Genomic DNA, 21,750 nt, shown 5'->3' with positions numbered 1-21,750 from the left:
GAGACCGGCTGTTAGTTGGAGGCGGGAGAGGCGGCGCTTGAAGTACTTGACGCGCTGGCGGCGCTGGCGGCGGAGGATGCCGCCGCGCCTGACGCGCCCGCTGTCGAAGCACCGGCAGCCTGCGCGTCCGCCGCCGCGCCTGACGCGCCCGCTGTCGCCGACGCGCTCGCTCCAGACGCCCCCGACGCTCCCGCCGGCGTCGCCGCCACCACCCGCACCGCCGAGCCGTTGTCGAGCTTGTCGGCGCCGTCCGTCACTACCTGCTCGCCGGCTTTCACGCCGCCGTCGAGAATCGCCGTGTTGTCGCCGCTAACCGGCCCCGCCTTCACATTGCGCAGCGCCACCTTGTTGCCCGCGCCGACCACGAACACGAAATCGCCGTTCGTGCCGTGCTGGATCGCCGCGGTCGGAATCACCGGAATCTGCCGGAGCGTATCCGCCTGCATCCGCGCATTGACGAACTGGTTCGGAAACAGCGTGTCGCCGGACTGCGGGAATTCCGCCTTCACCTTGACCGTGCCGGTGGCGGTGTCGACCTGGTTGTCCACGGCGAGCAAGGTGCCGTGCGACAGCAGCGTTTTCTTGTCGCGGTCGTAGGCAAGCACGGCGACCGCGCCGCGCGACATGGCGCGATGAATCTGGCCGAGATAGTCTTCCGGCACCGCATACACGACGGTCGCCGGCTGCAACTGCGTGATGACCGCGACGCCGGTCGTGCTGGTCGTCGTAATGTAGTTGCCCGGATCGACCAGCCGCAGACCGACCACGCCGTCCACCGGCGACGTGATCGTGCAGTAGCTGACCTGCACCTGCAGGTTCTTCACGTTGCCGGTGTCGGACACGACCGTGCCCTGATCTTCGTTGACGGTCGCGGTCTGGGTGTCGAGCGTCTGTTGCGTGATCGAACCGACCTTGATCAACTGGCGGTAGCGCTGCAGATCGAGTTGCGCGTTGGCGAGCGCGGCCTTGTCGTGCGTCAGCGTGCCTTGCGCCTGCACCAACTGCGCCTCGAGCGCGCGCGAATCGATCCGCGCGATCACCTGGCCGCGATGCACCCGTTGGCCTTCCTTGAAGTCGACCGAATCGAGAATGCCGTTGACCTGGGTGATGACGGTCACGGTGCGCGTCGGCGTGACCGTGCCGAGCGAATCGATATAAACCGGCACGTCGGCCAGTTTCGCCGCGACCGCCGAGACCGGCGTGCCGGGCGGCACGGCCGGCGCCTTGCGCGCGGGATGCCGGAAGTAAAGCAACCAGACGGCCACCACGACCAGCAGCACGAGGACGGCGAGGGCCGGCCATTTCAGGTTGGTTCTTTTCACGTGCGCCTCGTTCGATCAGACAGGGTGGTTTGCCGGCTATGCTTTGCAACCACCATGCCAACGGTGCGATGCCGATGCCTTCGGGTTCGCGCACGCACAGGCGGCAGCCGGTTGTCCTGATTCACGACGCGAGGTGTCGCAAATCAGGACAATGTCGAACGCACGACGAGCGACGGTGTGCGCTCGAAAGACTGTTGCGCCGCGCCGGGCACCCTCGCCACGTCGGCCAAATGCCCGCCGATGGCCTGCGAAAGCGCCCACCCATGCCAGATAGCCTCGCTCTGGCATACCATTCGCATCAGGGAGTGCGGCTGAGGGACTGCGCCAGAGACAGCCAGAGATAAAACACGGGACAACACCATGCTTCGATCGTTACGCGGCCGCCTGATCGTGCTGCTTGCACTGCTGGTCGTCGCGGCGGGCGCGACTGCCTGGCTGATGGTGGGGCTGTTCCATCAATCGGCGGCGGCGCAGGTCGGCCAGGCCGCCGCGGAAAACGCCCGCGCGTGCGACGCGATCGCGTCCGCCTACCGTCTGCATAGCGCCGACTGGGGGGCCGCGCCGCCCGCGCCCGACGACACCGCCGCGCGCGGCCGTCTGAGCGCTGTCGTGCAGAACGCGTTGCGCAACCGGCCGGGCGTGCAGGGCGGCATCTGGCACGGCGACACGGGCTCGCTCGCCTACGCGTTTCCGACCTACGACGGCGCCGCGCCGCGCACCGATCCGCCGGGCGGCGAACTGCCGCGCATCCGCGAAATCAATGCGGCCGCGCTGACCAGCGACCGTGCGGCCAGTCACCGCTACGGCGCGCGCTCGCAGACCTTGCTGATCTCGGCCTGTCCGCTGCCGGGGCCGATCCCGCATCTGACGGCCTGGACCATGACATGGACCTTCACCTTCGCGGGCCGCAGCTACTATCAACTGATGGCGGGGCAAGCCGTGCTGCTGGTGACGGTGCTGATCGCGGCCGCGCTGCTGACGCATCTGACGATGACCTGGTCGCGCCATGTGTCGCAGATCGAGACGGCGCTCAGTTCGTACGATGTGGCCGACCTGCCGGTGTTGCCGCCTACCCACGAGCGCGAGCTGGACCGGATCGTCCTGGCGCTGAACGAGGCCGGCCGACGGCTATCGGCCGCGCGACAGCGGGGCGACACGCTCGCCCGGCAGATGGCGACCGCCGAGCGTCTCGCCGCGATCGGCCGGGTGGCCGCCGGCGTCGCGCATGAGATCCGCAACCCGATCGCGGCGATGCGGCTGAAAGCGGAAAGCGCGGTCGCGGGCGGCGCCGAGCGTCAACCGCAGGCGTTACGTGTGATTCTCGGCGAGATCGAACGGCTCGATGCGCTGGTGCGCCGGCTGCTGAGCATCACCGAGCACGACGAACCGAAACGCGAGCTGATCGAAGTCAGCGCGTTTCTCGAAGCCTGCGTCGCTGAGCATACGGAGCGCGCCGCCGCCAAACAGTTGACGATTGCGAGTTCGGCCGACTGGCAGGAAGCGCGCTTCGACCCGGACCAGGTGCAGCGCGCGCTCGACAATCTGATTCTGAACGCGATCAACGCCGCGCCGGCCGGCAGCCGGATCGAGGTCGCCGCGCTGCGTCGCACGGATGCGCTGGTGCTGTCCGTGCACGATCGCGGCTCGGGGCCGCCCGTCGATATTCAGGATCATCTGTTCGAGCCGTTCGTGACCGGACGGCCCGACGGCACCGGTTTAGGCTTGTCGATCGTGCGCGAAGTCGCGGTGGCGCACGGCGGCGCCGCGCGTTTTGTATCGGCCGACCACGGCACTACTTTCGAGATCATCCTGCCATGCCCCACATCCTGATCGTCGACGACGACGCCACCATGCGCGACGCGCTCGCCGAAGTCGTGGTCGATCTCGGCCACACCGCCTGCCTCGCCGCCGACGGTTTGAGCGCGCTGGCACTGCTCGACACCGAGCCGGTGAGCGCGATGTTTCTGGATCTGCGCATGCCCGGCATCGACGGACTCGAGGTGCTGCGCCGGTTGCGCGCGCGGCCCAAGGCGCCGGCGGTGACGGTGCTGACCGCGCACGCCACCGCGTCCAATACGATCGAAGCGATGCGGCTCGGTGCATTCGATCACCTGACCAAGCCGATTGGCCGCGCCGATCTCGCGCAGGTGCTGCAGCGGATGCTGTCGAGCGTTGCCGAACCCGGCGCGAGTTTTCCGGCGGAGGAGGCCGAGGCGATCATCGGGTCGAGCGAGGCGATGCGGACCGTGCAGAAGACTATCGGCGTGCTCGCCGACAGCGACGCCACCGTGCTGATCACCGGCGAAACCGGCACCGGTAAGGAAGTGGTCGCGCGGGCGATTCACGAACACGGGCTGCGTCACGACCGGCCGTTCGTCGCGGTGAATTGCGCGGCGATTCCGGTCGATCTGCTGGAGAGCGAGCTGTTCGGCCACGCGCGCGGCGCATTCACCGGCGCGACCGCCGATCGGGACGGCGCGTTTCGTCAGGCCGCGCACGGCACGCTGTTTCTCGACGAGATCGGCGATATGGATATGGCGATGCAGGCCAAGATACTGCGCGCGTTGCAGGAGCGGGTGGTCGTGCCGGTCGGCGGCAAACCGGTGCCGGTCGACGTGCGTGTGATCGCCGCGACTCACCGCGATTTGCAGCGTAGCGTGCGCGAGGGCAGCTTTCGGGAGGACCTGTTCTACCGGCTCCACGTGGTGCCGATTCATCTGCCGCCGCTATCGGCGCGGATTGCCGACATCGTGCCGCTCGCCGAGTATTTTCTGACGCGGGTGGCCGCCGGCAAGCGCTTGTCTGCCGATGCCGCGGCGTTGCTGATCCGCTTCGCGTGGCCCGGTAATGTGCGCGAACTGAAAAACGCGATGGAGCGCGCCGCGGTGATGGTGCGCGGCGAGTACATCCACGCGACCGACCTGGCGTTTTTGCAGGACGCGCGCTCGCCGCAGGATTCGGCGCTCGAATTCGACTGGCCGGATGAGGATTTGCCTTCCGCGCTGGCAAGGCTCGAAGAGATGCTGATTCGCCGCGCGCTCCGCGATAGCGGCAACAATCGCACCGATGCCGCGCGGCGTTTGAACGTCAACCGGCAACTGCTGTATGCCAAGCTCAAGCGCTATGGGATTGATGTAGCGGATTCGGGGCGGGATACGGAGGCGGGGTGAAGGGAGAGGTGATAATGGGCGTCCTTTTTATAACGTAACGAGAAGAGAACGCCGCAATGGAACGCACCACCTCACACCGACGCCCGGCTTACGTTCGATCGATCGCGGGCGCTGTGCTCGGCATCGCCCTCGCATTCGGCTTCGTGCCATTCGCGGTCGCACAGAGCGATACGCAGAGCGACGCCCAGACCGATCAGGCCGTCGATTCGCGGATGGACTTTCTGTTCGGTTCCCACGTGCCTTACCGCCAGTTCTTCGACCAATTGCAACAGGCCGTGGCGCGCGCCGACAAACCGGCCGTCGCGGGCATGGTCAAATATCCGATCACCGTCGCGTTGCACGGCAAGAAAGTGACGCTGCGTACGAAGCGCGACTTCGTCGCCCATTACGACGCGATCTTTACGCCGAAGCTGGTCGATCTGGTCGCGCATCAGACCTATGCGACGTTGTTCTCCCGCGATCAGGGCGTGATGATCGGTGGTGGCGAAATCTGGTTCAGCGGAATCTGCCGCGACAACACCTGCAAGGAGGTGTCGATCAAGATCATTACGCTGAATCTGGATTCGTTGAACGGTTGAGTCGCGTTGCCGCCGCTTTTGCCGCTGCCGTTTGCGCGGCGGTCTCGCGGCGGCTCCGCTACTCCTGCGCGCCGCGCCGCCGACGATCTCGCACAGTTCCGTCGTGATCTGCGCCTGGCGCGTCTTCTGATACAGATGCCGCAGATCGCGAATCACGCGGTCGGCATTCTCGGTCGCCGTCTGCATCGCGAACATCCGCGCGCATTGTTCGCAGGCGTTGTTCTCGGCCACCGCCTGGTAGATCAGCGCTTCGACATAGCGGAGCAGCAACGCATCCACGACCGGTTTAGGACTCGGTTCATACAGGTATTCGGTCCTCACCGCACCGGCGGCGTGCTGGCCCTCATCACCCTCGCGCCGTATTTCACCGAGCGGCAAGATCCTGTCGATGCGCGGTTCATACGAGAGCGCGCTGCTCAGGTGGTTGTACGCCACATAGACCTCGTCGAACTGGCCGGCGAGAAAGCCGCTCAGCGGCACGGTCATCGCGCCGAAGAACGACTCGAAGTGCAAATCCGCGCTCAACGCGGCGGTTCTCGCGACGATATTGGCACCGTGCCGCATCAACGGGCCGGCGCCGCGCGCGCCGATCACGTCGGCTTCCATGCCGCCGCGTTGCCGGTCATTGAGGCTTTCGGCGCAACGCATCAGCAGCCGGCTATTGAGCGGGCCGCACAGGCCACGGTCGGTGCTGACCACGATCAACCCGACACGCGCGATCCGCGCGCGCCGCTGCGCCTTGGCCATTCTCGTGCGCGCCATCATTTCCATCGCGCAGTTCATCACAGGGTAAGGCGTTCTATACCGGGTGCGGCTTGAGTTAGATCAATGGCCCAGGGATTTACCCTAATACTATGGATTCGTCGCGGTACGGCGGCGTCGCGCCTCGCGCAACGCCCCGATGCTCTCGCAGGAATCCACCCTTCAACACGCTGTTTTTCAGGAGTGTGCTGCTCATGTCCGAGCCCCGTCCGCATCGGCATTACGATGCACTGATTGCCAGTTGCCGTGCGCTCACGCCCGTGCGAACCGCCGTGGTCCACCCGTGCGACGAAGTCTCGTTGCGCGGCGCAGTGGAAGCCTCTGAGGCCGGGTTGATCGTACCGACGCTGATCGGTCCGGAAGGCCGCATCCGTCGCCTGGCCGCGTCGCTCGAACTCGATCTGGCTGCCTTCCGCGTCGTCGATGCGCCGCATAGTCATGCGGCGGCCGCGAAGGCGGTCGAGCTGGTGCGCGCCGGCGAAGCGGACGCGCTGATGAAAGGCAGCCTGCATACGGATGAACTGCTGGAGGAAGTGGTTCGCAAGGACACCGGCATTCGTACCGAACGGCGTTTGAGTCACGTTTTCATCATGGACGTGCCGACCTATCCGAAGCCGCTTTTCATCACGGACGCCGCCGTCAACATCTTCCCGACGCTGGAACAGAAAGCCGACATCGTGCGCAACGCGATCGAACTCGCACACGCGCTGGGGATTGCCTTGCCGAAAGTGGCGGTGCTGTCCGCGCTGGAAACCGTCACGTCGAAAATCCCGTCGACGCTCGACGCCGCCGCGCTCTGCAAAATGGCCGATCGCGGGCAGATCGGCGGCGCGATCATCGACGGTCCGCTCGCGTTCGACAACGCGATCAGCGAGCAAGCGGCGGCGATCAAGCATCTGAATTCTCCCGTGGCCGGCGACGCGGACATTCTGCTGGTGCCGGACCTCGAAGCCGGCAACATGCTGGCCAAGGAACTGACCTATCTGGCGAAGGCGGACGCGGCCGGCATCGTGCTCGGCGCGCGCGTGCCGATCATCCTGACGAGCCGCGCCGACAACGAGCGCGCCCGCATGGCGAGTTGCGCGGTCGCGGCGCTGTATGCGCATCGCAATCGCGTGGTCACGCAGGCGCTGGACGCGATCTGGGACATCCAGCATGCGTGAGCCTCTGCTGATTCTGAATGCGGGATCGTCGAGCCTCAAGTTCTCCGTCTATGAAACGCGCGCGGATCGCTCGCTCGTGGCCGGCGCGCATGGCGCGGTCGACGAGATCGAGACGGCGCCGCGTCTGCGCGTCAGCGATGCGGACGGCCGCGAACTGGCCGATGCGGCGGTGTCCGGGCAGGGGCATCGCGGCGCCATCGCGGCGATTCATGACTGGTTCGCGTCGCACGTGGGCGGCGAGTCGGGCTTCGACGGCATTGGCCATCGCGTTGTTCATGGCGGACCCGACTACGCCGAACCGGTCAGGATCGACGCGACGGTGTTGCGCGCGATCGAGGCGCTGACGCCGCTCGCGCCATTGCATCAACCGCATCACGTCTCGGCGATCCGGGCTGTGGCCGCATTTGCACCCGATGTGCCGCAAGTCGCGTGCTTCGACACGGCGTTTCATCACAGTCAGCCGCCGCTCGCGCAGGCGTTCGCGCTGCCGCGCGAACTCACGGACAAGGGTATCCGGCGCTACGGGTTTCATGGGCTGTCGTACGAATACATCAGCGGCGCATTGGCCGCCGTTGCGCCGCAACAGGCCAGCGGCAGGGTCGTGGTCGCGCACCTGGGCAACGGCGCCAGCATGTGCGCGCTGCGCGGCGGCCGGAGTGTCGCGAGCACGATGGGGTTCACCGCTGTCGACGGTCTGCCGATGGGCACGCGCACCGGCGCGCTCGATCCGGGCGTGGTGCTGTACCTGATCCAGCACGAGGGGATGAGCCCGGACGAGGTCGAGCATCTGATTTACGAGCGCTCGGGTTTGCTGGGCGTGTCCGGCCTGTCGAGCGACATGCGCGTGCTGCTCGCGAGCGAGTCGCCGGCGGCGCGCGAGGCTGTCGACCTGTTCGTCTATCGCGCCGCACGCGAACTCGGCTCGCTCGCCGCGGCACTCGGTGGACTCGACGCACTGGTGTTTACGGCCGGCATTGGCGAGCACGCGGCGCAGATTCGCGAGCGCATCGGCAAAAGCGCGGCATGGCTGGGCGTAGAGGTGGATCCGGCGGCCAACCAGCGGCACGGTCCGTTGATTTCGACCACCGCGTCGCCGGTCGCCGTCTGGGTCTTGCCGACCGATGAAAACCTGATGATCGCCCGGCACACGCGCCGGTTGCTGGATCGCTGAGCCTGTTCACGCGTTGCTTGCCGGTCACCCGATTCTTTCCTTTCGAAGGACATGATGAACGATTCCTCCACCACGCCGAACCCGGCTTTTGCCTTTGCGCTGCCGTTTTTCTGGCCGATTGCCGCCGCCGCCACGATGCTGAAGACCAGCGCGGATCTGTCGGCGAAGAACCTCGCGTTTCTCGCCGAAGAAGAGAAAATTCACTTCGAACTGCGTCCCGCGCTGGCTTCCGCAAACCGGCCCTTGCTCGATCTGCGCACCATGGTGTTCCGCGATTATTCGACGCCGGACGCGAGCGGCGTGCCCACCATCGTCGACGCGCCCTATGCCGGGCACAGCGCGATGATCGCCGACTATCAGCCGGGACAAAGCCTGATGGAGACGCTGCGGGACAACGGACTCTCACGGCTTTATCTCACCGACTGGAAGTCGGCCACCGACGACATGAAAGATCTGGAGATCGATCAGTATCTGGCCGAGCTGAATGTCTGCGTCGACGAAGTAGGCGGTCGGGTCAATCTGGTCGGTCTGTGCCAGGGCGGCTGGATGGCGGCCATGTATGCGGCGCGTTTCCCGCACAAGGTGGCGAGCCTGGTGCTGGCGGGCTCGCCGATCGACACCGACGCGGGCGACGGTCCGGTCAGAAAAATGGCGCATACGTACCCCACGTCGTTCTATCAGGAACTGGTCGACATGGGACGCGGCGTGATGCGCGGCAAGCTGATGTTGCGCGGCTGGAAGAACATGCATCCGGAGCAGCATTACATGACCGACCATATCGACCTCTACGAGCATATGGACGACCCCGAGTATCTGCGCAAGGAAGAAATCTTCGAGAGCTGGTACGAGAACCCGATCGATCTGCCGGGCCGCTGGTATCTGCAGGCCATCGTTCAGCTCTTCAAGGAAAACCGCTTCGCCAAAGGCACATTCGTCGCGCTCGGCCAGACGCTCAATCTGCAGGCCGTCACGTGCCCGGTCTATCTGCTTGCCGGCGAATCGGACGACATCACCACGAAAGAGCAGGTGTTCGATGCCGTGAAGTATCTCGGCACCGCGCCCGGCAAGATCGTCAGAAAACTCGTGCCGGGCGGCCACATCGGCCTGTTCATGGGCTCGCGTACGCTGAAGGACGCGTGGCCGGAGATCGCGGCATGGGTTCGCGCGGCGGCATGATATGAAAGACGATGTTTCTCCGGCGGGACGCTATCGACCGTCGATCTTCGCCGCGCCGTTCAGGAAGACCGGCGACGGCAGCGCGGTGGAACTGCTGTCCGTCGCCGAGCAGGACGCGCTGATCGACGCCTCGCGGCTGGTCAGCGTCAGGCGCAATACGGTGCTGTATCCCGAAGGCGGGACGGCTGAGTTCGTCTACAACATCGTCAGCGGCGTGGCGGAGACCTATCAACTGCTGGCCAGTGGTCAGAAGCGCATTACCGCGTTTCTGTTTCCACGCGACCTGATGGGGCTCAGTCTCAACGGGACCTACGTGGCGACCGGTCAATCGCTGACCGCGTTGACCGCCTACCGGATTCCGCTCGACGCGCTCGAGGCGATTCTCGAACGCGATCCGCGTTTAGACCTGAGCCTGCTTTGCAAGCTGTGCCACGAGTTGCGGCGCTCGCAGCATCATGCACTCACGGTCGGGAAAAACGATGCGGTGGCGCGCATCGCCAGCTTCCTGCTGTGGATCGAGCATGCGTATGCATTGCCGGAGCGAGCCGCCGGCGAACTCGCGTTGCCGATGGCGCGGCATGACGTGGCCGACTATGTCGGCCTCTCGGTGGAATCGGTGAGCCGCGCGTTGCATGCGCTCGAAACGCAGGGTGTGATTCGCCGCAAGGGGCCGCGTTTGATTACGTTGCTCGATATGGCCGCGTTGCGGGAGCTGGCGGGGACGCAGTGAGCGAGGCCGGGCGGTCGGCCGTCAGTTCCCGCTCGCGCCGGTCCGCTCGATCGCCTCCAGCGGCAGGCTGACCACGACGCTGAAGCCGCCGCCCGGCGCGGTGTCGATCTGCACCGTTCCGTTCAGCCCGCGAGCGCGCTCGCGCATGCCTATCAGGCCGAACGACGTTTCGCCCGTCAGTTCGAGCGGGGCCGCGCCTCGACCGTTGTCCACGATGCGCAGCACGCAGCGGCTGCTTTCCCAACCGAATTGCCGGCTGAGTTCCACGCTGACCCGGTCCGCGTGCGCGTGCCGCGCGACGTTGGTCAGCGCTTCCTGGACCATATGAAACAGCGCGGATTCCGCCGCTTCGTGCAGGTTCAGCGGCGGGTTGGGCAGCGACGTCGTGACCGCAATGCCATAGCGCTCCGTGAAATCGTCGATCAGCCATTCGAGTGCGGACACGAGCCCGAGCGTTTCGAGTGCGATCGGCCGTAAACCCGTCGCGATCCGGCGCAACGAGGCGACGGTGTCGTCGATCACCCGGACCATGTCCGTGACACCGGACTGAATGCCGGCATCGAGTGAGCCTCGATCGCGCAGGCCGTGTTCCAGTTCGGCCAGCGACATCTTGAGCGCGGTCAACTGCTGACCGAGGTCGTCGTGAAGCTCATGCGCGATGCGGATCTGTTCCTCTTCGCGCGCGGCCTGGATTCGGGCCGCGAGACGGCTGACCGCTTCCAGTTCCGCCACTCTGCGGCGCTCGGTCAGATCCTGGGTCACTTTGGCAAAGCCGCGCAACGCGCCGGACTTGTCGCGGATCGCGGTGATCACCACGTTCGCCCAGAATTGCGAACCGTCGCGGCGAATCCGGATACCTTCGTTTTGCGCGCGACCATAGGCTGCGGCGCGCGCCAGCAGCGCGCCGGGCTCGCCGGCTGCGATGTCCTCGCGCGCGTGAAAGATCGAGACATGGCGGCCGAGCACCTCGTCGGCGCCGTAGCCTTTCATTTTCTGCGCGCCCGCATTCCAGGTGACGACATGGCCCGACGGGTTCAGCATGAAGATCGCGTAGTCGTTGACGGCGTCGACGAGCAAACGAAAGCTCTCATTGGTCTGGAAACGACGGCGCAGCAGGTTCATAGCCACGGACCGGCGGCGGTCGTGTCGTTCATCATCTTCTCCAGATAGACAGCCGAGTGGGACAGTAGATAAACAGGGGGGGGCGCGCGTGGACTAGCGAGCCGACCCGCGCTGACCGCGGGAAAGGGGCCGGCATCGGCGCTATTGTCGATGGGGGGAGCTGGAACCAACATTGATTCGAATCAAAATTGACCCCGCGTTCGCGAGGGCCAATTTTGAAGCGGCGGAGGGCGCTCCGCGCAGGCGAGTAAAACTCGGTACAGCTCGATCAAGCTCGATCAAGCTCGATCAGCGACTCAACGCGCGAGGATCATCGCGAAGTAACCGAACACCGTCAGCAGAATGCCGGACACCGCGTAGCCGACCGGAAAGCCGATCCACGGCACTGTGCTGTCGATTTTCTTGGCGAGGCTGAACAGGCGCGCGGCTCGAACGTCGCGTCGCCGGACATCGTCGTGCCGGGTTGGCAAGCGGTCAGCGCGCAGGCGTTCGGTTTGCCCGCTGTCGATGAACCGCTCGCCGAGCAGCGTTTTCCGTATGACCGGTCGGGGGCTGGGCAGTCAGCGCCGCTCGGCGCGGCAACACCGCGTGCACGTGGCTCGCATTACTCTCTCGATCTGAACGAAGCCCCGCGTGTGGTTGGCACGACGTCCGCAGCGACGGACGATGTGCCGCATGCGGGTCTGTCGGCGCATCCACCGTTCGACGTGAATGCGATTCGCCGTGACTTTCCGATTTTGCAGGAGCGTATCAACGGCCGTCAGCTGGTGTGGTTCGACAATGCCGCCACCACGCACAAACCGCAGGCGGTGATCGATCGGCTCGCGTATTTCTATGCGCACGAGAACTCGAATATCCACCGCGCGGCGCATGCCTTGGCCGGCCGCGCGACCGACGCGTACGAAGCGGCACGCACCAAGGTGCAGCGTTTCATCGGCGCGGCGTCGCCGGAGGAAATCATCTTCGTGCGCGGCACCACCGAGGCGATCAATCTGATCGCCAAAACGTGGGGCGTGAAGCACGTGGGCGAGGGCAACATGATCGCCGACGTCACCTTCGAGCGCACGGTGTTCCAGCCGCCGCCGAACCGTTTCGAAGCCGGCACCGGCAATATCGCCGACGCGGTCGGTCTGGGTGCGGCGATCGACTACGTGCAGCGGGTGGGCATCGAGAATATCGCGCGCTATGAACACGATCTGCTGGCGTACGCGACGAGCGTGCTGCAACCGGTGCCGGGCGTGCGTCTGATCGGCACGGCGCGTGACAAGGCTAGCGTGCTGTCGTTCGTGTTGAAGGGCTATGAGACCGAAGAGGTCGGTCAGGCGCTGAACGAAGAGGGCATCGCGGTGCGCTCGGGGCATCATTGCGCGCAGCCGATCCTGCGGCGCTTTGGTGTCGAGGCGACCGTGCGGCCTTCGCTCGCGTTCTACAACACCTGCGACGAGGTCGATGCGCTGGTGTCGGTGGTGCGACGGCTTTCGTCGCGACGCTGACTTTTTGAGGTTCGCGGTTCACTCGAAGGGTGAGTGTCGACGCCGTCAGGTGGCTGCTTTCGTGGCTGCCTGACGGCGTTTTCGCATGGCATGAACGTTTCACCAGCGGGGCGGCCCAATCGTTCATAACCTTATGAACTTTGCTTGGTTGCCTGGCACGGTGCGAGCCGCTAACTTCAACGATTTAGCGTCCACCTCTCTACCTGGCAAGCGTATGACATCCCGCGACCCGTTCCACCCTGACACCCCCGCCCTTATCGACCCGAGCGACCCGCGTCGGCGCACGCTGCTGAAAGCCGCCGCGGCCGGCGTGGCGAGTTTCGCCGCCGGCACGCTGTTGCCCTCGCAACAGGCGCGGGCGCAAGCGCCGGCCAGCGGCAAAACCTTGCGCATCGGCTTTCAGAAATACGGCAACTTCGTGGTGCTCAAAGCGCGCGGCACGCTGGAAAAGCGCCTCGCCGCGCAGGGCGTGTCGGTGCAGTGGCTCGAATTCCCCGCCGGCCCGCAGCTTCTCGAAGGCTTGAACGCGGGTGCCGTGGATGTGGGCACGGTGGGCGAAACTCCACCGATCTTCGCGCAGGCCGCTGGGGTCGACTTCGTCTACCTCGGCAATGAGCCGCCGGCGCCGAAGGCCGAGGCGATCGTCGTGCCGCACGACTCGCCGATTCGCTCGGTCGTGGCATTGCGCGGCAAGAAGGTCGCGCTGAACCGAGGCTCGAACGTTCACTTTTTGCTGGTCAAGGCCTTGCAGCAAGCAGGCTTGTCGTACACCGACATTCAGCCGGTGTATCTGACGCCCGCCGACGCGCGTGCCGCCTTCGTGCAGAACAGTATCGATGCGTGGGTGATCTGGGACCCGTACCTCGCCGCGGTAGAAAGGCAGGCCAATGCGCGTGTGATCGTCAACGGCGAAGGTCTGGTACGCAACACGCAGTACTACGTCGCCGCGCGCAAGTTCGCCGACACGCAGCCGCAGTTGCTGCGCGAACTGCTGGCCGAACTCGATCAGGTCGACAGGTGGAGCCGCGATCACATTCCGGCGGTCGCGAGCCAGTTGTCGCCGCTCGTCGGACTCGACGCGCCGACGCTCGAACTGGCCTTGAATCGCAGCAGTTTTGGCGTGCAACCGATCGATGCCGCCACGCTCGATTATCAGCAACAGATCGCCGACACGTTCAGCGAATTGAAGCTGATTCCGAAGAAGCTGATCGTGTCGGATGCGAAGTGGCGCGCTGCCTGACGTGACAGTCTGACGCGACAAACGGCGCGCGGTCCTGCATGAAACAACGGGCTTGCCCAGCGACGCGCATTGACAGAGCGCGTCGCTAACGTCGCGCATGCACCGCGCTGCTAACGTCACCCAAGCACCGCGCCGTTAGCGCGCCTGCAGGCGCGGCGCAGCGCGATTACACTGGCGCGACCCTTCCTCGATTCGTCGAAGCGTGCAGACGTCACGTCGGCTTCGCCTCGGCGCTTTCAGGCGTCCCTGTGTCACAGCGGCTGAACGGAGAACACCATGAGTGAAACGATCGTATCGAACCCGTCGCATGCGCGTCTTGCGTGGATCGCCGGCGTGGGGGCGAGCGCCGGACTCGGCGCGGCGTTGGCGCGCCGGTTCGCGCACGAAGGCTTCAGCGTCGCGGTGACGGGCCGCTCGCATGAGCGTCTCGCGATCGTCGTCGACGAGATTCGCGCGGCAGGCGGTCAAGCGCACGCATTTCCCGGCGACGTCACCAGTGAGCGCGATCTGAACGCAATCGCCCAGCAACTCACGGCGCACGGCACGCTCGAAGTCGCGATTTTCAACGCGGCCGGCGCGACGCGTGCGCCGACGCTCGAACTCAGCGCGGAGCAGTTCGAGGCGGCCTGGCGTGTCACGACGTTGGGCGGCTTTCTGTTTGCCCGCGCGGCCTTGGCGCCCTTGCTCGCGGCCGGTCGCGGTTCGCTGCTGTTCACCGGTGCGACGGCGGCGCTGCGCGGCCGTCCGCCGTTTGCCGCATTCGCGTCCGCGAAAGCCGGTTTGCGTTCGCTCACGCAAAGTCTCGCGCGCGAGTTCGGTCCGCGCAATATTCACGTGGCGCATGTGGTGGTGGACGGCGGGATCGACGGCGAACGTCTGCGGACGTCCGCGCCGCAGCGGGTGGCCGAGCGCGGCCCGGACGGCCTGCTGAACCCCGACGAAATCGCCGACGCTTATTGGCATCTGCATCAGCAGGGGCGCACGGCGTGGTCGCAGGAAATCGATCTGCGGCCGTTCAACGAATCGTTTTGAGTTGACGGGTTTCTGAGCGAGAGGCGGTGCGCGTCACGGAACACGGACGACGACGCGCCGTCACTCCGCCAGCGCCGCGAGCAACTGGTTCTTCACGATCGCCGTCGCCAGCGGCTGCCGCCCAAACTCATACCAACCGATATGCCGGCGCCACGCCGTGCCCGGAATCGGCCTGACCGACAGCAACGGATCGTCGTCCCACGCGGCATGCCGCAGACGCGGCACGATCGACACGCCCACGTTCTGCCGCACCAGGTCGGCAATCGCGGCGATCGAATTCATTTCCAGAATCGGCTTGACGTCGACACGCAACCGCCGAAGCAGGCTCGTGACATGCGAGCCGGTCAACGACGACGTCTCGAAGCCGATAAACGGCAAACGTTTGAGCAGTGCGCTCACGGTCGCGTCGGCCGGCGCGCTCGCCGGATTGACCAGCAGCACCAGCGGCTCATCGTAAAGACGTTCCCATAGCTCGGGCAAGGTGGTCACGCGCGGTTCGCTGACGATCACCGCCGCATCGATTTCTCCCGCCCGCACCTGGCGCCCGAGTTGGGCGCTATCGCCGTGCGCGAGGCGCACGTTCAAGCGCGGATACGACACCTTCAGCCGAATCACGTTGGCCGCCAGAAAGCCCATCGACGACACCGTCGAGCCGATCGTGATCGAGCCTTCCACGCTGAGTTCGTCCGCGACGCCGCGCAATAGCGAGTCGTACGCGGCCACGACCGCGCGTGCCTGCTCGATGATCGAACGGCCGGCGTCGTTCAACTGGATGCTGCGCCCGCTGCGGTCGAACAGTTGACGCTCGCACACGCGCTCCAGCGTGCGCATCTGCGCACCGACCGCCGCGTGCGTGAGCGCGATGCGGTCGGCGGCGGCCGCCATCGTGCCGTGTTTCTCGATGGCGAGAAACGTGCGCAGCATTCGAATTTCACTCATGCCGAATTCTCCTCAACAGCCTTCTGGACGTGCATTCGACGCACGAATTTCACTCATCGGCCTATGCTTCATGATCTCACGAAACGAAAAAATTTCTTTCCTTTCGATAAAGAAAATAACGCTTTTTATTTTATTTGTGGCTCATGAAAATCGATCTGTCAGTCATCCAGTCGATGTCGTCAGCGCAAGGCCGCAGGCCGCGTGGCGGCGTCGCTCGCAGCCAGGGCGAGGAGTCCCAACATGTCGCAAACCCAGCAGTTTTCGCAGTTTCCCTTTATCAGCGTGTCCGGCAAGCCTTACGAGCGCGGGGTGCAATACGGCCGCGCGGCAGCGGCGCGGGTGCGCCTGAGCGCGTCCCGTTACGGCCAGACGTTGCGCAATCTCGGTTATAGCGAGGCGTCGCAGACAGCGCTGATCCGCTCGCTCGAACAGGTGATCGGCGAATTCCAGCCGGCCTATCTGGACGAGATGCGCGGCATCGCCGAAGGCGCGGACGTGCCGTTCGAAGACATCGTGATGATCAACGCCCGCACCGAGGTGCTGGCCAAAGCGCGCACCGAAATGGCGCTGCAAGCCGACGACGAAGACGGTTGCACGGGCGTGCTGGTGCTGCCGTCGCGTTCGTCGAACGGGCAATTGATCCATGCGCAAAACTGGGACTGGAAGGCCGATTGCGTCGACACCGGCATCGTCTTGCGGGTGCGCAACGACGACGGCCCCGACTTCCTGACCTTCGTCGAAGCGGGCGGCCTCGCGCGCAGCGGGCTCAACGCGGCGGGCGTGTCGATCACCGCGAACTATCTGGAGTCCGAGCGCGATTTCATGCAGATGGGCGTGCCGCTGTCGCTGCTGCGTCGCCGCGTGCTGGAAGAGCCGGTGTTTTCGAACGCGTTGCGGGTGATCGCCACCACGCCGAAATCGTGTTCGAACAACATCATGCTCGGTATGGCCGAGGGCTTCGGCATCGACTTCGAATGCGCGCCGAACGAGGCGTTTCCGATCTATCCGGGCGACGATCAGTTGATCGTGCACGCGAACCACTGGGTCAGCCCGGTGGCGCGCACCAAGTTGCTGGACACCGGTTGCGAGAGCTCGCCGGACAGCTATTACCGCGACTGGCGCGTGCGTCAGTTGCTGAACGCCACGCCGATAGTGGACCGCGACGCCGTCAAGGCCGCGCTGTTCGACGCATTTGGCACGCCGTATTCGGTGTGCCGTCCGCCGCGTCCGGGCACGCGTCACACGATGACCGCGACTGTCGCGATGATCGTCATGCAGCCGGCCGCGGGCGAAATGGATGTCGCGCCGATGCCCGCGCTCAATCGCGTTTTCACGCGCTACAGCCTGCATCACGAGCCGCTCGCCGAGGTGGCTTGAGTGGTGGCTGTTCGCGTGTCTGTTCGTGTGGCACGGATTTGAAAGCCGTGTTTGAAGTCGTCAAAGAGGAATGACAGATGTTCGATGCAGAGAAGCGATCCGCGCCGGGTAGTCAAAAAGCGCAAGCGCTATACGACCTGGGTTCGACCACCGTGTACGCCAGCCGCCACGACGCGCGCTTTCCGTACGTGCTGTACGTGCCGCCCGAAGTCCTGACGCCTGGCAACGACGTGCAACTCGTGGTCGCGATGCACGGCACCGGCCGCCAGTTCACGCAATACCGCGACGCGTTCGCGCCGTTCGGCCGCTGGAACCGCTGCATCGTGCTGTGTCCGCTGTTTCCGGTGGGCGTGCGCGGCGATGGCGATCGCAATGGTTTCAAGCGTTTGATCGACGGCGATATCCATTACGACCAGGTGCTGCTCGACATGGTCGGCGAAGTGGGCGAACGTTATGGCAAACGCTTCGAACAGTTCGCGCTGTTCGGCTATTCGGGCGGCGGGCAGTACGTGAACCGCTTTGCGTACGCGCATCCGGAGCGGCTGTGGGCCGTGTCGATCGGTGCGCCGGGCAACGTCACCGTGCTCGATCACACGAAAGACTGGTGGTTAGGCCTGGGCGGCTTCGAGCGCCACTTCGGCAAGCCGTTCGATCTGGCCGCATTGCAGCGCGTGCCGGTGCAAATGATCGTCGGCCGCGCGGATCTGGAGACCTGGGAAATCACGGTGCCCGAAGACAGCGCGATGTACCTGCCGGGTATCAACGACGCCGGCGCCACGCGTCCGGAACGGCTGCGCACGCTGAAGGCGTCGTTCGAAGCCGCCGGTGTGTGCGTGCGTTTCGATGAGCTGGCCAATATCGCCCACAACGGCATGCAGGTCGTCGACGTGGTTCAGGATTTCTTCGCGCAGACGTTGCGCACGCTGCGAGCCGGAGGTTAAACCCATGTCCACCCCAAGCGATCCGGCCAGGCTCTGGAAAACCATCGTGTCGACCGTGATCGGCGGCACGTTCGAGTGGTTCGACTTCATGGTGTACTCGTATTTTTCGAGCATGATCGCGCGGGTGTTTTTTCCTACCGTCGATCGTAGCGGGGCGTTGCTGCTGACGTTCGCGACGTTCGCGGTCGGCTTCCTGGTGCGTCCGCTCGGCGGTGTGCTGATGGGCATGGCCGCGGACCGCGTCGGACGCGTCAAGGTGCTGTCGTGGATCATGGTCCTGATGTCGGTGGGCTCGCTGATACTGGGGCTGACGCCGGGGTTCGCGACGCTGGGGCTGCTCGCGCCGCTGCTGGTGGTGATTGGCCGTCTGGTGCAGGGCTTCGCGGTGGGCGCGCAGTTCGCGCTGTCGTCGGTGACGATTTACGAGGTCGCGCCGCCCGGACGCAAGATGTTTTACGGCAGCTTCAATATGCTGTCGATCGGCGTGGCGGCGATGTTGTCGTCGGGGTGCAGCTACCTGCTGTCGAAACATTTGTCGCATGCGGATCTGACGGCGTGGGGCTGGCGTGTGCCGTTCCTGATCGGCGCGCTGGTCGGGCCAATCGGCTTCTATATTCGCCATCACGTCGACGAGTCGGACGAATTTCACCGCATGCAGGCGCGGCCCGCGGCACGCGCGCCGGTGCGCGAACGGATGCGCGATTTTGTGCGCGATAACGGCGACGCCGTGGTGTGCGCGATGGGCGTGATGATCGCCGGCACCTCGCTGAACTACGTGTGGAATGCGTATCTGCCGACCTATGCGCAGATGCAGTTGCATCTGTCGCTGAGTTCGTCGCTGCAAGGGGTGTTCGTCACGAGCATCGTGATGTGCGTGCTGTCGCCGGTGTTCGGCTTGCTGGCGGATCGTGTCGGCGCGTACCGGCTGTTTTTCTTCTTTATCGCCGGCTGGCTGATCTGCGTGTTTCCGCTGTTTGCGTACCTGCTGGCCGAGCCCACCGAGAGCAGTCTGATGGTCGTGCGACTTATCGGCATTCTGTTCCTGACGCTGCAGGGCGCTGCGCATCCGGGGATGCTGGTAAAGATTTTCACCGTGCAGGGGCGCTCGACCGGCGTGGCCATTTCGTACAATACGTCGGTCATGCTGTTCGGCGGGCTGGCGCCGTTCTATATCTCGCTGGTGGCGCACTTCACGGATGCGCGCTTCATTCCGCCGAGCTACCTGTTCGGCACGGGCGTGCTGGCGATCCTGCTGGTGCTCGGTACGCGTACCGGGCGGCGGGTGTTGCAGGCGGACCGGGAGGAGCGCGGGCACCACACGGCGCGCGAGGCGGGCATGCAGCGCGAGAATTCAACGGGCGACGCTGTTTAAGCCGGCTTGAGCCTGCTGCTTGGACTCGGTGCTTGAGCCTGCTGTTTGAGCCTGGTGCTTTGAGCCCGCTGCTTGAACCCGCTCAAGCGCGATCGTCCGGCGCCGCGCCGCGGCGCTGCGCGATGAAAGCCTCGACGTGGGCGATCGCCTGCTCGCATTGTTCCAGCGAGAGGTTATGGATCGACGCCGGCAGCGGATCGAACGCGAGTTGTTCGGCCACCCAGCGGATCGCCTTCGCGCGCGCTTCGAACGGATTCACCCGGTCACGCCGGATCTTGCCCGCGACCAACGGTTCGAGCACATCGTGCAGGCGGCTTTTGGCGTCGCGCAGCGCGGCGTCGGCGAGCCGCCCGAGCGGCACGTTACGCGTGCTGCGCGCGTGAATGCCGATCCACGCCTGACACGCGGCGCAGATCCACACCGGGCCGTGATCGTCACGATACGGATAGCTCTCGTCCCCGCTGCGCGCGAGCACGGCACGCGTGCCGCAGTAATCGCAATCGGGTTGGGGAAGGGCTTTGACGGGGCGGCCTACACGCAAGACGTTGTTCTCCGGTTGAGTTGACGGGTTGGAACCCGCGGGTTTAGGCCCGTGGGTTTAGACCAGCGAGTTTAGACCTGCATTCCCGCGATTTTAACGGGCTTGGCGCCGCCCATGCCCAGAATCCAATCTGCGGCCGGCAGCCCTGCGTGTGGGCGTGTGCGGATATGATTCAATCCATCCGCGTCGTTGGGAGGCAACGACGTCTCAAACTTTCACCCGCCTTGCAAAGCGCGTAGGGAGCAGACCTTGGGCAAAGGTGCAGACGATACAGACGGTACAGACGGGCATGAAACAAACAACCCGGCCGTGAAGCGCGAGGACCTCGCGTCACGCAAGGGGCCATCGTCCGGCGACGTGAGCGCGCTCGGGCTCTTCCTGATTTTTACCCGCATCGGACTGACGAGTTTCGGCGGCGGCCTGAGCGGCTGGTTCCTGCGCGAGTTCGTGCAGGACCGGCAGTGGCTGACCGAAGAGGAATTTCTCGACGGCCTCGCGTTATCGCAGGCGCTGCCCGGCGTCAACGTCAAGAATCTGGCCATCTGGATCGGCTATCGCCTGTTGGGCTGGCGCGGCGCGGTCGCTGGATTTTGCGGCATCGTGTTTCCGCCGGCGGTGACGATCGTGCTGCTCGGCGTGTTCTTCTCCGCGATCGCCTACCTGCCGCTCACGCATATCGCGCTGGCCGGCGCGGCGGCAGCGGCCATCGGGTTGTCCTTGAGCATGGCGATCACGGCGGCTCGCAGACTGCCGCGCCGACTGTTTCCGTATCTCGTGCTGATCGCCACCTTCGCGGCGGCCGCGTTGTTTCGCGTGTCGCTCGTGTGGACCGTGCTGATCGCCGGTGCGCTAAGCGTCGGCTATGAATATCTCCGTTCGCCACCACAGCAACAGCAGTAACGAGCGTCCGCCCACTTTCATCCAGCGCTATCCCGTGTCCAGAAATCTAGTCGCACTGTTCGCCGTCTTCGCTCCGCTTTCGATCGTCACGGTCGGCGGCGGGCAGGGCATCATCGCCGAGGTTCAGCGGCAAGTGGTCGACGTGCATCACTGGATGACGCATGCGCAGTTCCTTAGCGACTTCGCGATCGCACGGCTCGCGCCGGGGCCGGCGTCGTTGCTGGCAACCTTGATCGGCTGGCAGGTCGGCGGTCCGGGCGGCGCACTCGTTGCGACGCTGGCCCTGTTCGGGCCGACGGCGTTCCTGATGTACGGCGTCGTGCATGTGTGGAACCGGCACGAAGGCGCGCGCTGGCTGAACGCATTGCAGGCCGGTTTGCGGCCGGTCGCGGCGGGTCTGATACTCGCGGCGGTCTACGTGCTGATGAAGGAACTCGACGGCGGCTGGATCGCCTGGCTCACCGCCGCGGGCGCCACCGTGCTCGTGATGAAGACGCGCATCAACGCGATCGTGTTGATCGCGGGCGGCGCCGCGTTATTCGTGGCAGTGCATTACGCGGGTCTGCTGTAGCTTTCCTTGTAGGTCTCTGGCAGTTCTCCTGGTTTCGTTGCAGTTCGAAAACCCGCGCGTCGCTCACTCACCGACGCCGTTTCCCTCACTGACACAATTTGTGCAGCGCACCCAATGAGCGCGCAAAAAGTATCAGCACTTTCCGCCTTT

Annotated in this window: 18 protein-coding genes and 2 pseudogenes; 14 read left to right on the top strand and 6 right to left on the bottom strand. The window is 65.1% G+C overall.

Going from position 1 to position 21,750, the window contains the following annotated elements; all coding sequences use genetic code 11:
* Window positions 1-11 precede the first annotated feature (11 nt).
* Window positions 12-1,322 carry an efflux RND transporter periplasmic adaptor subunit gene (locus tag GGD40_RS02765; RefSeq protein WP_373565250.1) on the bottom strand — a complete coding sequence of 437 codons (1,311 nt, stop codon included), beginning with the start codon at window positions 1,320-1,322 and terminating at the stop codon, window positions 12-14.
* A 360-nt stretch (window positions 1,323-1,682) separates the two neighbouring features.
* Between GGD40_RS02765 and GGD40_RS02760 the strand changes: the two genes are divergently transcribed.
* Together GGD40_RS02760 and GGD40_RS02755 are read left to right on the top strand one after the other, a co-directional pair.
* Complete coding sequence (locus tag GGD40_RS02760) at window positions 1,683-3,152, top strand: sensor histidine kinase (protein ID WP_179742725.1); 1,470 nt, start codon at window positions 1,683-1,685, stop codon at window positions 3,150-3,152.
* Window positions 3,137-4,492, top strand: a complete 1,356-nt coding sequence (locus GGD40_RS02755) for a sigma-54-dependent transcriptional regulator (RefSeq protein ID WP_179742724.1) — start codon at window positions 3,137-3,139, stop codon at window positions 4,490-4,492. Before GGD40_RS02760 ends, GGD40_RS02755 begins: the two co-directional genes overlap by 16 nt.
* 647 nt (window positions 4,493-5,139) lie before the next feature.
* On the opposite strand, the pseudogene GGD40_RS37490 reads toward GGD40_RS02755, so the two are convergent.
* Window positions 5,140-5,844: pseudogene (locus GGD40_RS37490) on the bottom strand (F0F1 ATP synthase subunit gamma); the annotation flags it as partial.
* Window positions 5,845-6,026: 182 nt separating this feature from the next.
* On the opposite strand from GGD40_RS37490, the gene GGD40_RS02745 reads away from it, so the two are divergent.
* Genes GGD40_RS02745 through GGD40_RS02730 form a run of 4 tightly spaced genes read left to right on the top strand, consistent with a single transcriptional unit; the run spans window position 6,027 to window position 10,072 of the window.
* Complete coding sequence (locus tag GGD40_RS02745; RefSeq protein ID WP_179742723.1) at window positions 6,027-6,995, top strand: bifunctional enoyl-CoA hydratase/phosphate acetyltransferase; 969 nt, start codon at window positions 6,027-6,029, stop codon at window positions 6,993-6,995.
* A complete protein-coding gene (locus tag GGD40_RS02740; protein WP_179742722.1) occupies window positions 6,988-8,166 on the top strand; it encodes an acetate/propionate family kinase in 1,179 nt (392 codons plus the stop codon). Before GGD40_RS02745 ends, GGD40_RS02740 begins: the two co-directional genes overlap by 8 nt.
* A 54-nt stretch (window positions 8,167-8,220) precedes the next feature.
* On the top strand, window positions 8,221-9,342 hold the full coding sequence (locus GGD40_RS02735; RefSeq protein WP_218900988.1) for an alpha/beta fold hydrolase: 1,122 nt from the start codon (window positions 8,221-8,223) through the stop codon (window positions 9,340-9,342).
* Window position 9,343: 1 nt separating this feature from the next.
* Window positions 9,344-10,072 carry a Crp/Fnr family transcriptional regulator gene (locus tag GGD40_RS02730; protein ID WP_179704672.1) on the top strand — a complete coding sequence of 243 codons (729 nt, stop codon included), beginning with the start codon at window positions 9,344-9,346 and terminating at the stop codon, window positions 10,070-10,072.
* A gap of 21 nt (window positions 10,073-10,093) precedes the next feature.
* Here the strand turns inward: GGD40_RS02730 and GGD40_RS02725 are convergent, their stop codons facing one another.
* Together GGD40_RS02725 and GGD40_RS02720 are read right to left on the bottom strand one after the other, a co-directional pair.
* Window positions 10,094-11,194, bottom strand: coding sequence for a PAS domain-containing sensor histidine kinase (locus tag GGD40_RS02725; RefSeq protein WP_179742721.1), 1,101 nt, complete (start codon window positions 11,192-11,194; stop codon window positions 10,094-10,096).
* A 296-nt stretch (window positions 11,195-11,490) separates the two neighbouring features.
* On the bottom strand, window positions 11,491-11,664 hold the full coding sequence (locus GGD40_RS02720; protein ID WP_179703158.1) for a hypothetical protein: 174 nt from the start codon (window positions 11,662-11,664) through the stop codon (window positions 11,491-11,493).
* On the opposite strand from GGD40_RS02720, the pseudogene GGD40_RS02715 reads away from it, so the two are divergent.
* From GGD40_RS02715 to GGD40_RS02705, 3 genes and pseudogenes are all read left to right on the top strand, one after another.
* Window positions 11,632-12,687, top strand: a pseudogene (locus GGD40_RS02715) (aminotransferase class V-fold PLP-dependent enzyme); the annotation flags it as partial. The gene GGD40_RS02720 and the pseudogene GGD40_RS02715 overlap by 33 nt on opposite strands.
* Window positions 12,688-12,901: 214 nt before the next feature.
* Window positions 12,902-13,927 (top strand): sulfonate ABC transporter substrate-binding protein, encoded by a 1,026-nt coding sequence (locus GGD40_RS02710; protein WP_179704671.1) that lies wholly within the window; start codon window positions 12,902-12,904, stop codon window positions 13,925-13,927.
* A 276-nt stretch (window positions 13,928-14,203) separates the two neighbouring features.
* Complete coding sequence (locus tag GGD40_RS02705) at window positions 14,204-14,959, top strand: SDR family NAD(P)-dependent oxidoreductase (RefSeq protein ID WP_179742720.1); 756 nt, start codon at window positions 14,204-14,206, stop codon at window positions 14,957-14,959.
* A 60-nt stretch (window positions 14,960-15,019) separates the two neighbouring features.
* Here GGD40_RS02705 and GGD40_RS02700 read toward each other — a convergent pair whose 3' ends face one another.
* Window positions 15,020-15,898: a LysR substrate-binding domain-containing protein gene (locus GGD40_RS02700; protein ID WP_257030325.1), complete on the bottom strand. Its 879-nt coding sequence runs from the start codon at window positions 15,896-15,898 to the stop codon at window positions 15,020-15,022.
* Between the two features lie 240 nt (window positions 15,899-16,138).
* On the opposite strand from GGD40_RS02700, the gene GGD40_RS02695 reads away from it, so the two are divergent.
* The 3 genes from GGD40_RS02695 (at window position 16,139) to GGD40_RS02685 (ending at window position 19,588) form a co-directional block, all read left to right on the top strand.
* Complete coding sequence (locus tag GGD40_RS02695; protein ID WP_179742719.1) at window positions 16,139-17,275, top strand: C45 family autoproteolytic acyltransferase/hydolase; 1,137 nt, start codon at window positions 16,139-16,141, stop codon at window positions 17,273-17,275.
* 188 nt (window positions 17,276-17,463) lie between these two features.
* Window positions 17,464-18,216 carry an alpha/beta hydrolase gene (locus tag GGD40_RS02690; RefSeq protein WP_179744853.1) on the top strand — a complete coding sequence of 251 codons (753 nt, stop codon included), beginning with the start codon at window positions 17,464-17,466 and terminating at the stop codon, window positions 18,214-18,216.
* Between the two features lie 4 nt (window positions 18,217-18,220).
* Entirely contained in the window at window positions 18,221-19,588 is a 1,368-nt protein-coding gene (locus tag GGD40_RS02685; protein ID WP_179742718.1) for an MFS transporter, read from the top strand.
* 82 nt (window positions 19,589-19,670) lie between these two features.
* Here GGD40_RS02685 and GGD40_RS02680 read toward each other — a convergent pair whose 3' ends face one another.
* Window positions 19,671-20,129 (bottom strand): zinc-finger-containing protein, encoded by a 459-nt coding sequence (locus GGD40_RS02680; protein ID WP_179704665.1) that lies wholly within the window; start codon window positions 20,127-20,129, stop codon window positions 19,671-19,673.
* Window positions 20,130-20,438: 309 nt separating this feature from the next.
* On the opposite strand from GGD40_RS02680, the gene GGD40_RS02675 reads away from it, so the two are divergent.
* Window positions 20,439-21,029 carry a chromate transporter gene (locus GGD40_RS02675; protein WP_179744852.1) on the top strand — a complete coding sequence of 197 codons (591 nt, stop codon included), beginning with the start codon at window positions 20,439-20,441 and terminating at the stop codon, window positions 21,027-21,029.
* A 34-nt stretch (window positions 21,030-21,063) separates the two neighbouring features.
* Window positions 21,064-21,600, top strand: a complete 537-nt coding sequence (locus GGD40_RS02670; RefSeq protein ID WP_179742717.1) for a chromate transporter — start codon at window positions 21,064-21,066, stop codon at window positions 21,598-21,600.
* Window positions 21,601-21,750 lie beyond the last annotated feature (150 nt).

Origin of the sequence: Paraburkholderia bryophila (genome assembly GCF_013409255.1) — a bacterium.
Classification (GTDB): domain Bacteria; phylum Pseudomonadota; class Gammaproteobacteria; order Burkholderiales; family Burkholderiaceae; genus Paraburkholderia.
This window is presented reverse-complemented; position numbering and strand designations above follow the sequence as displayed.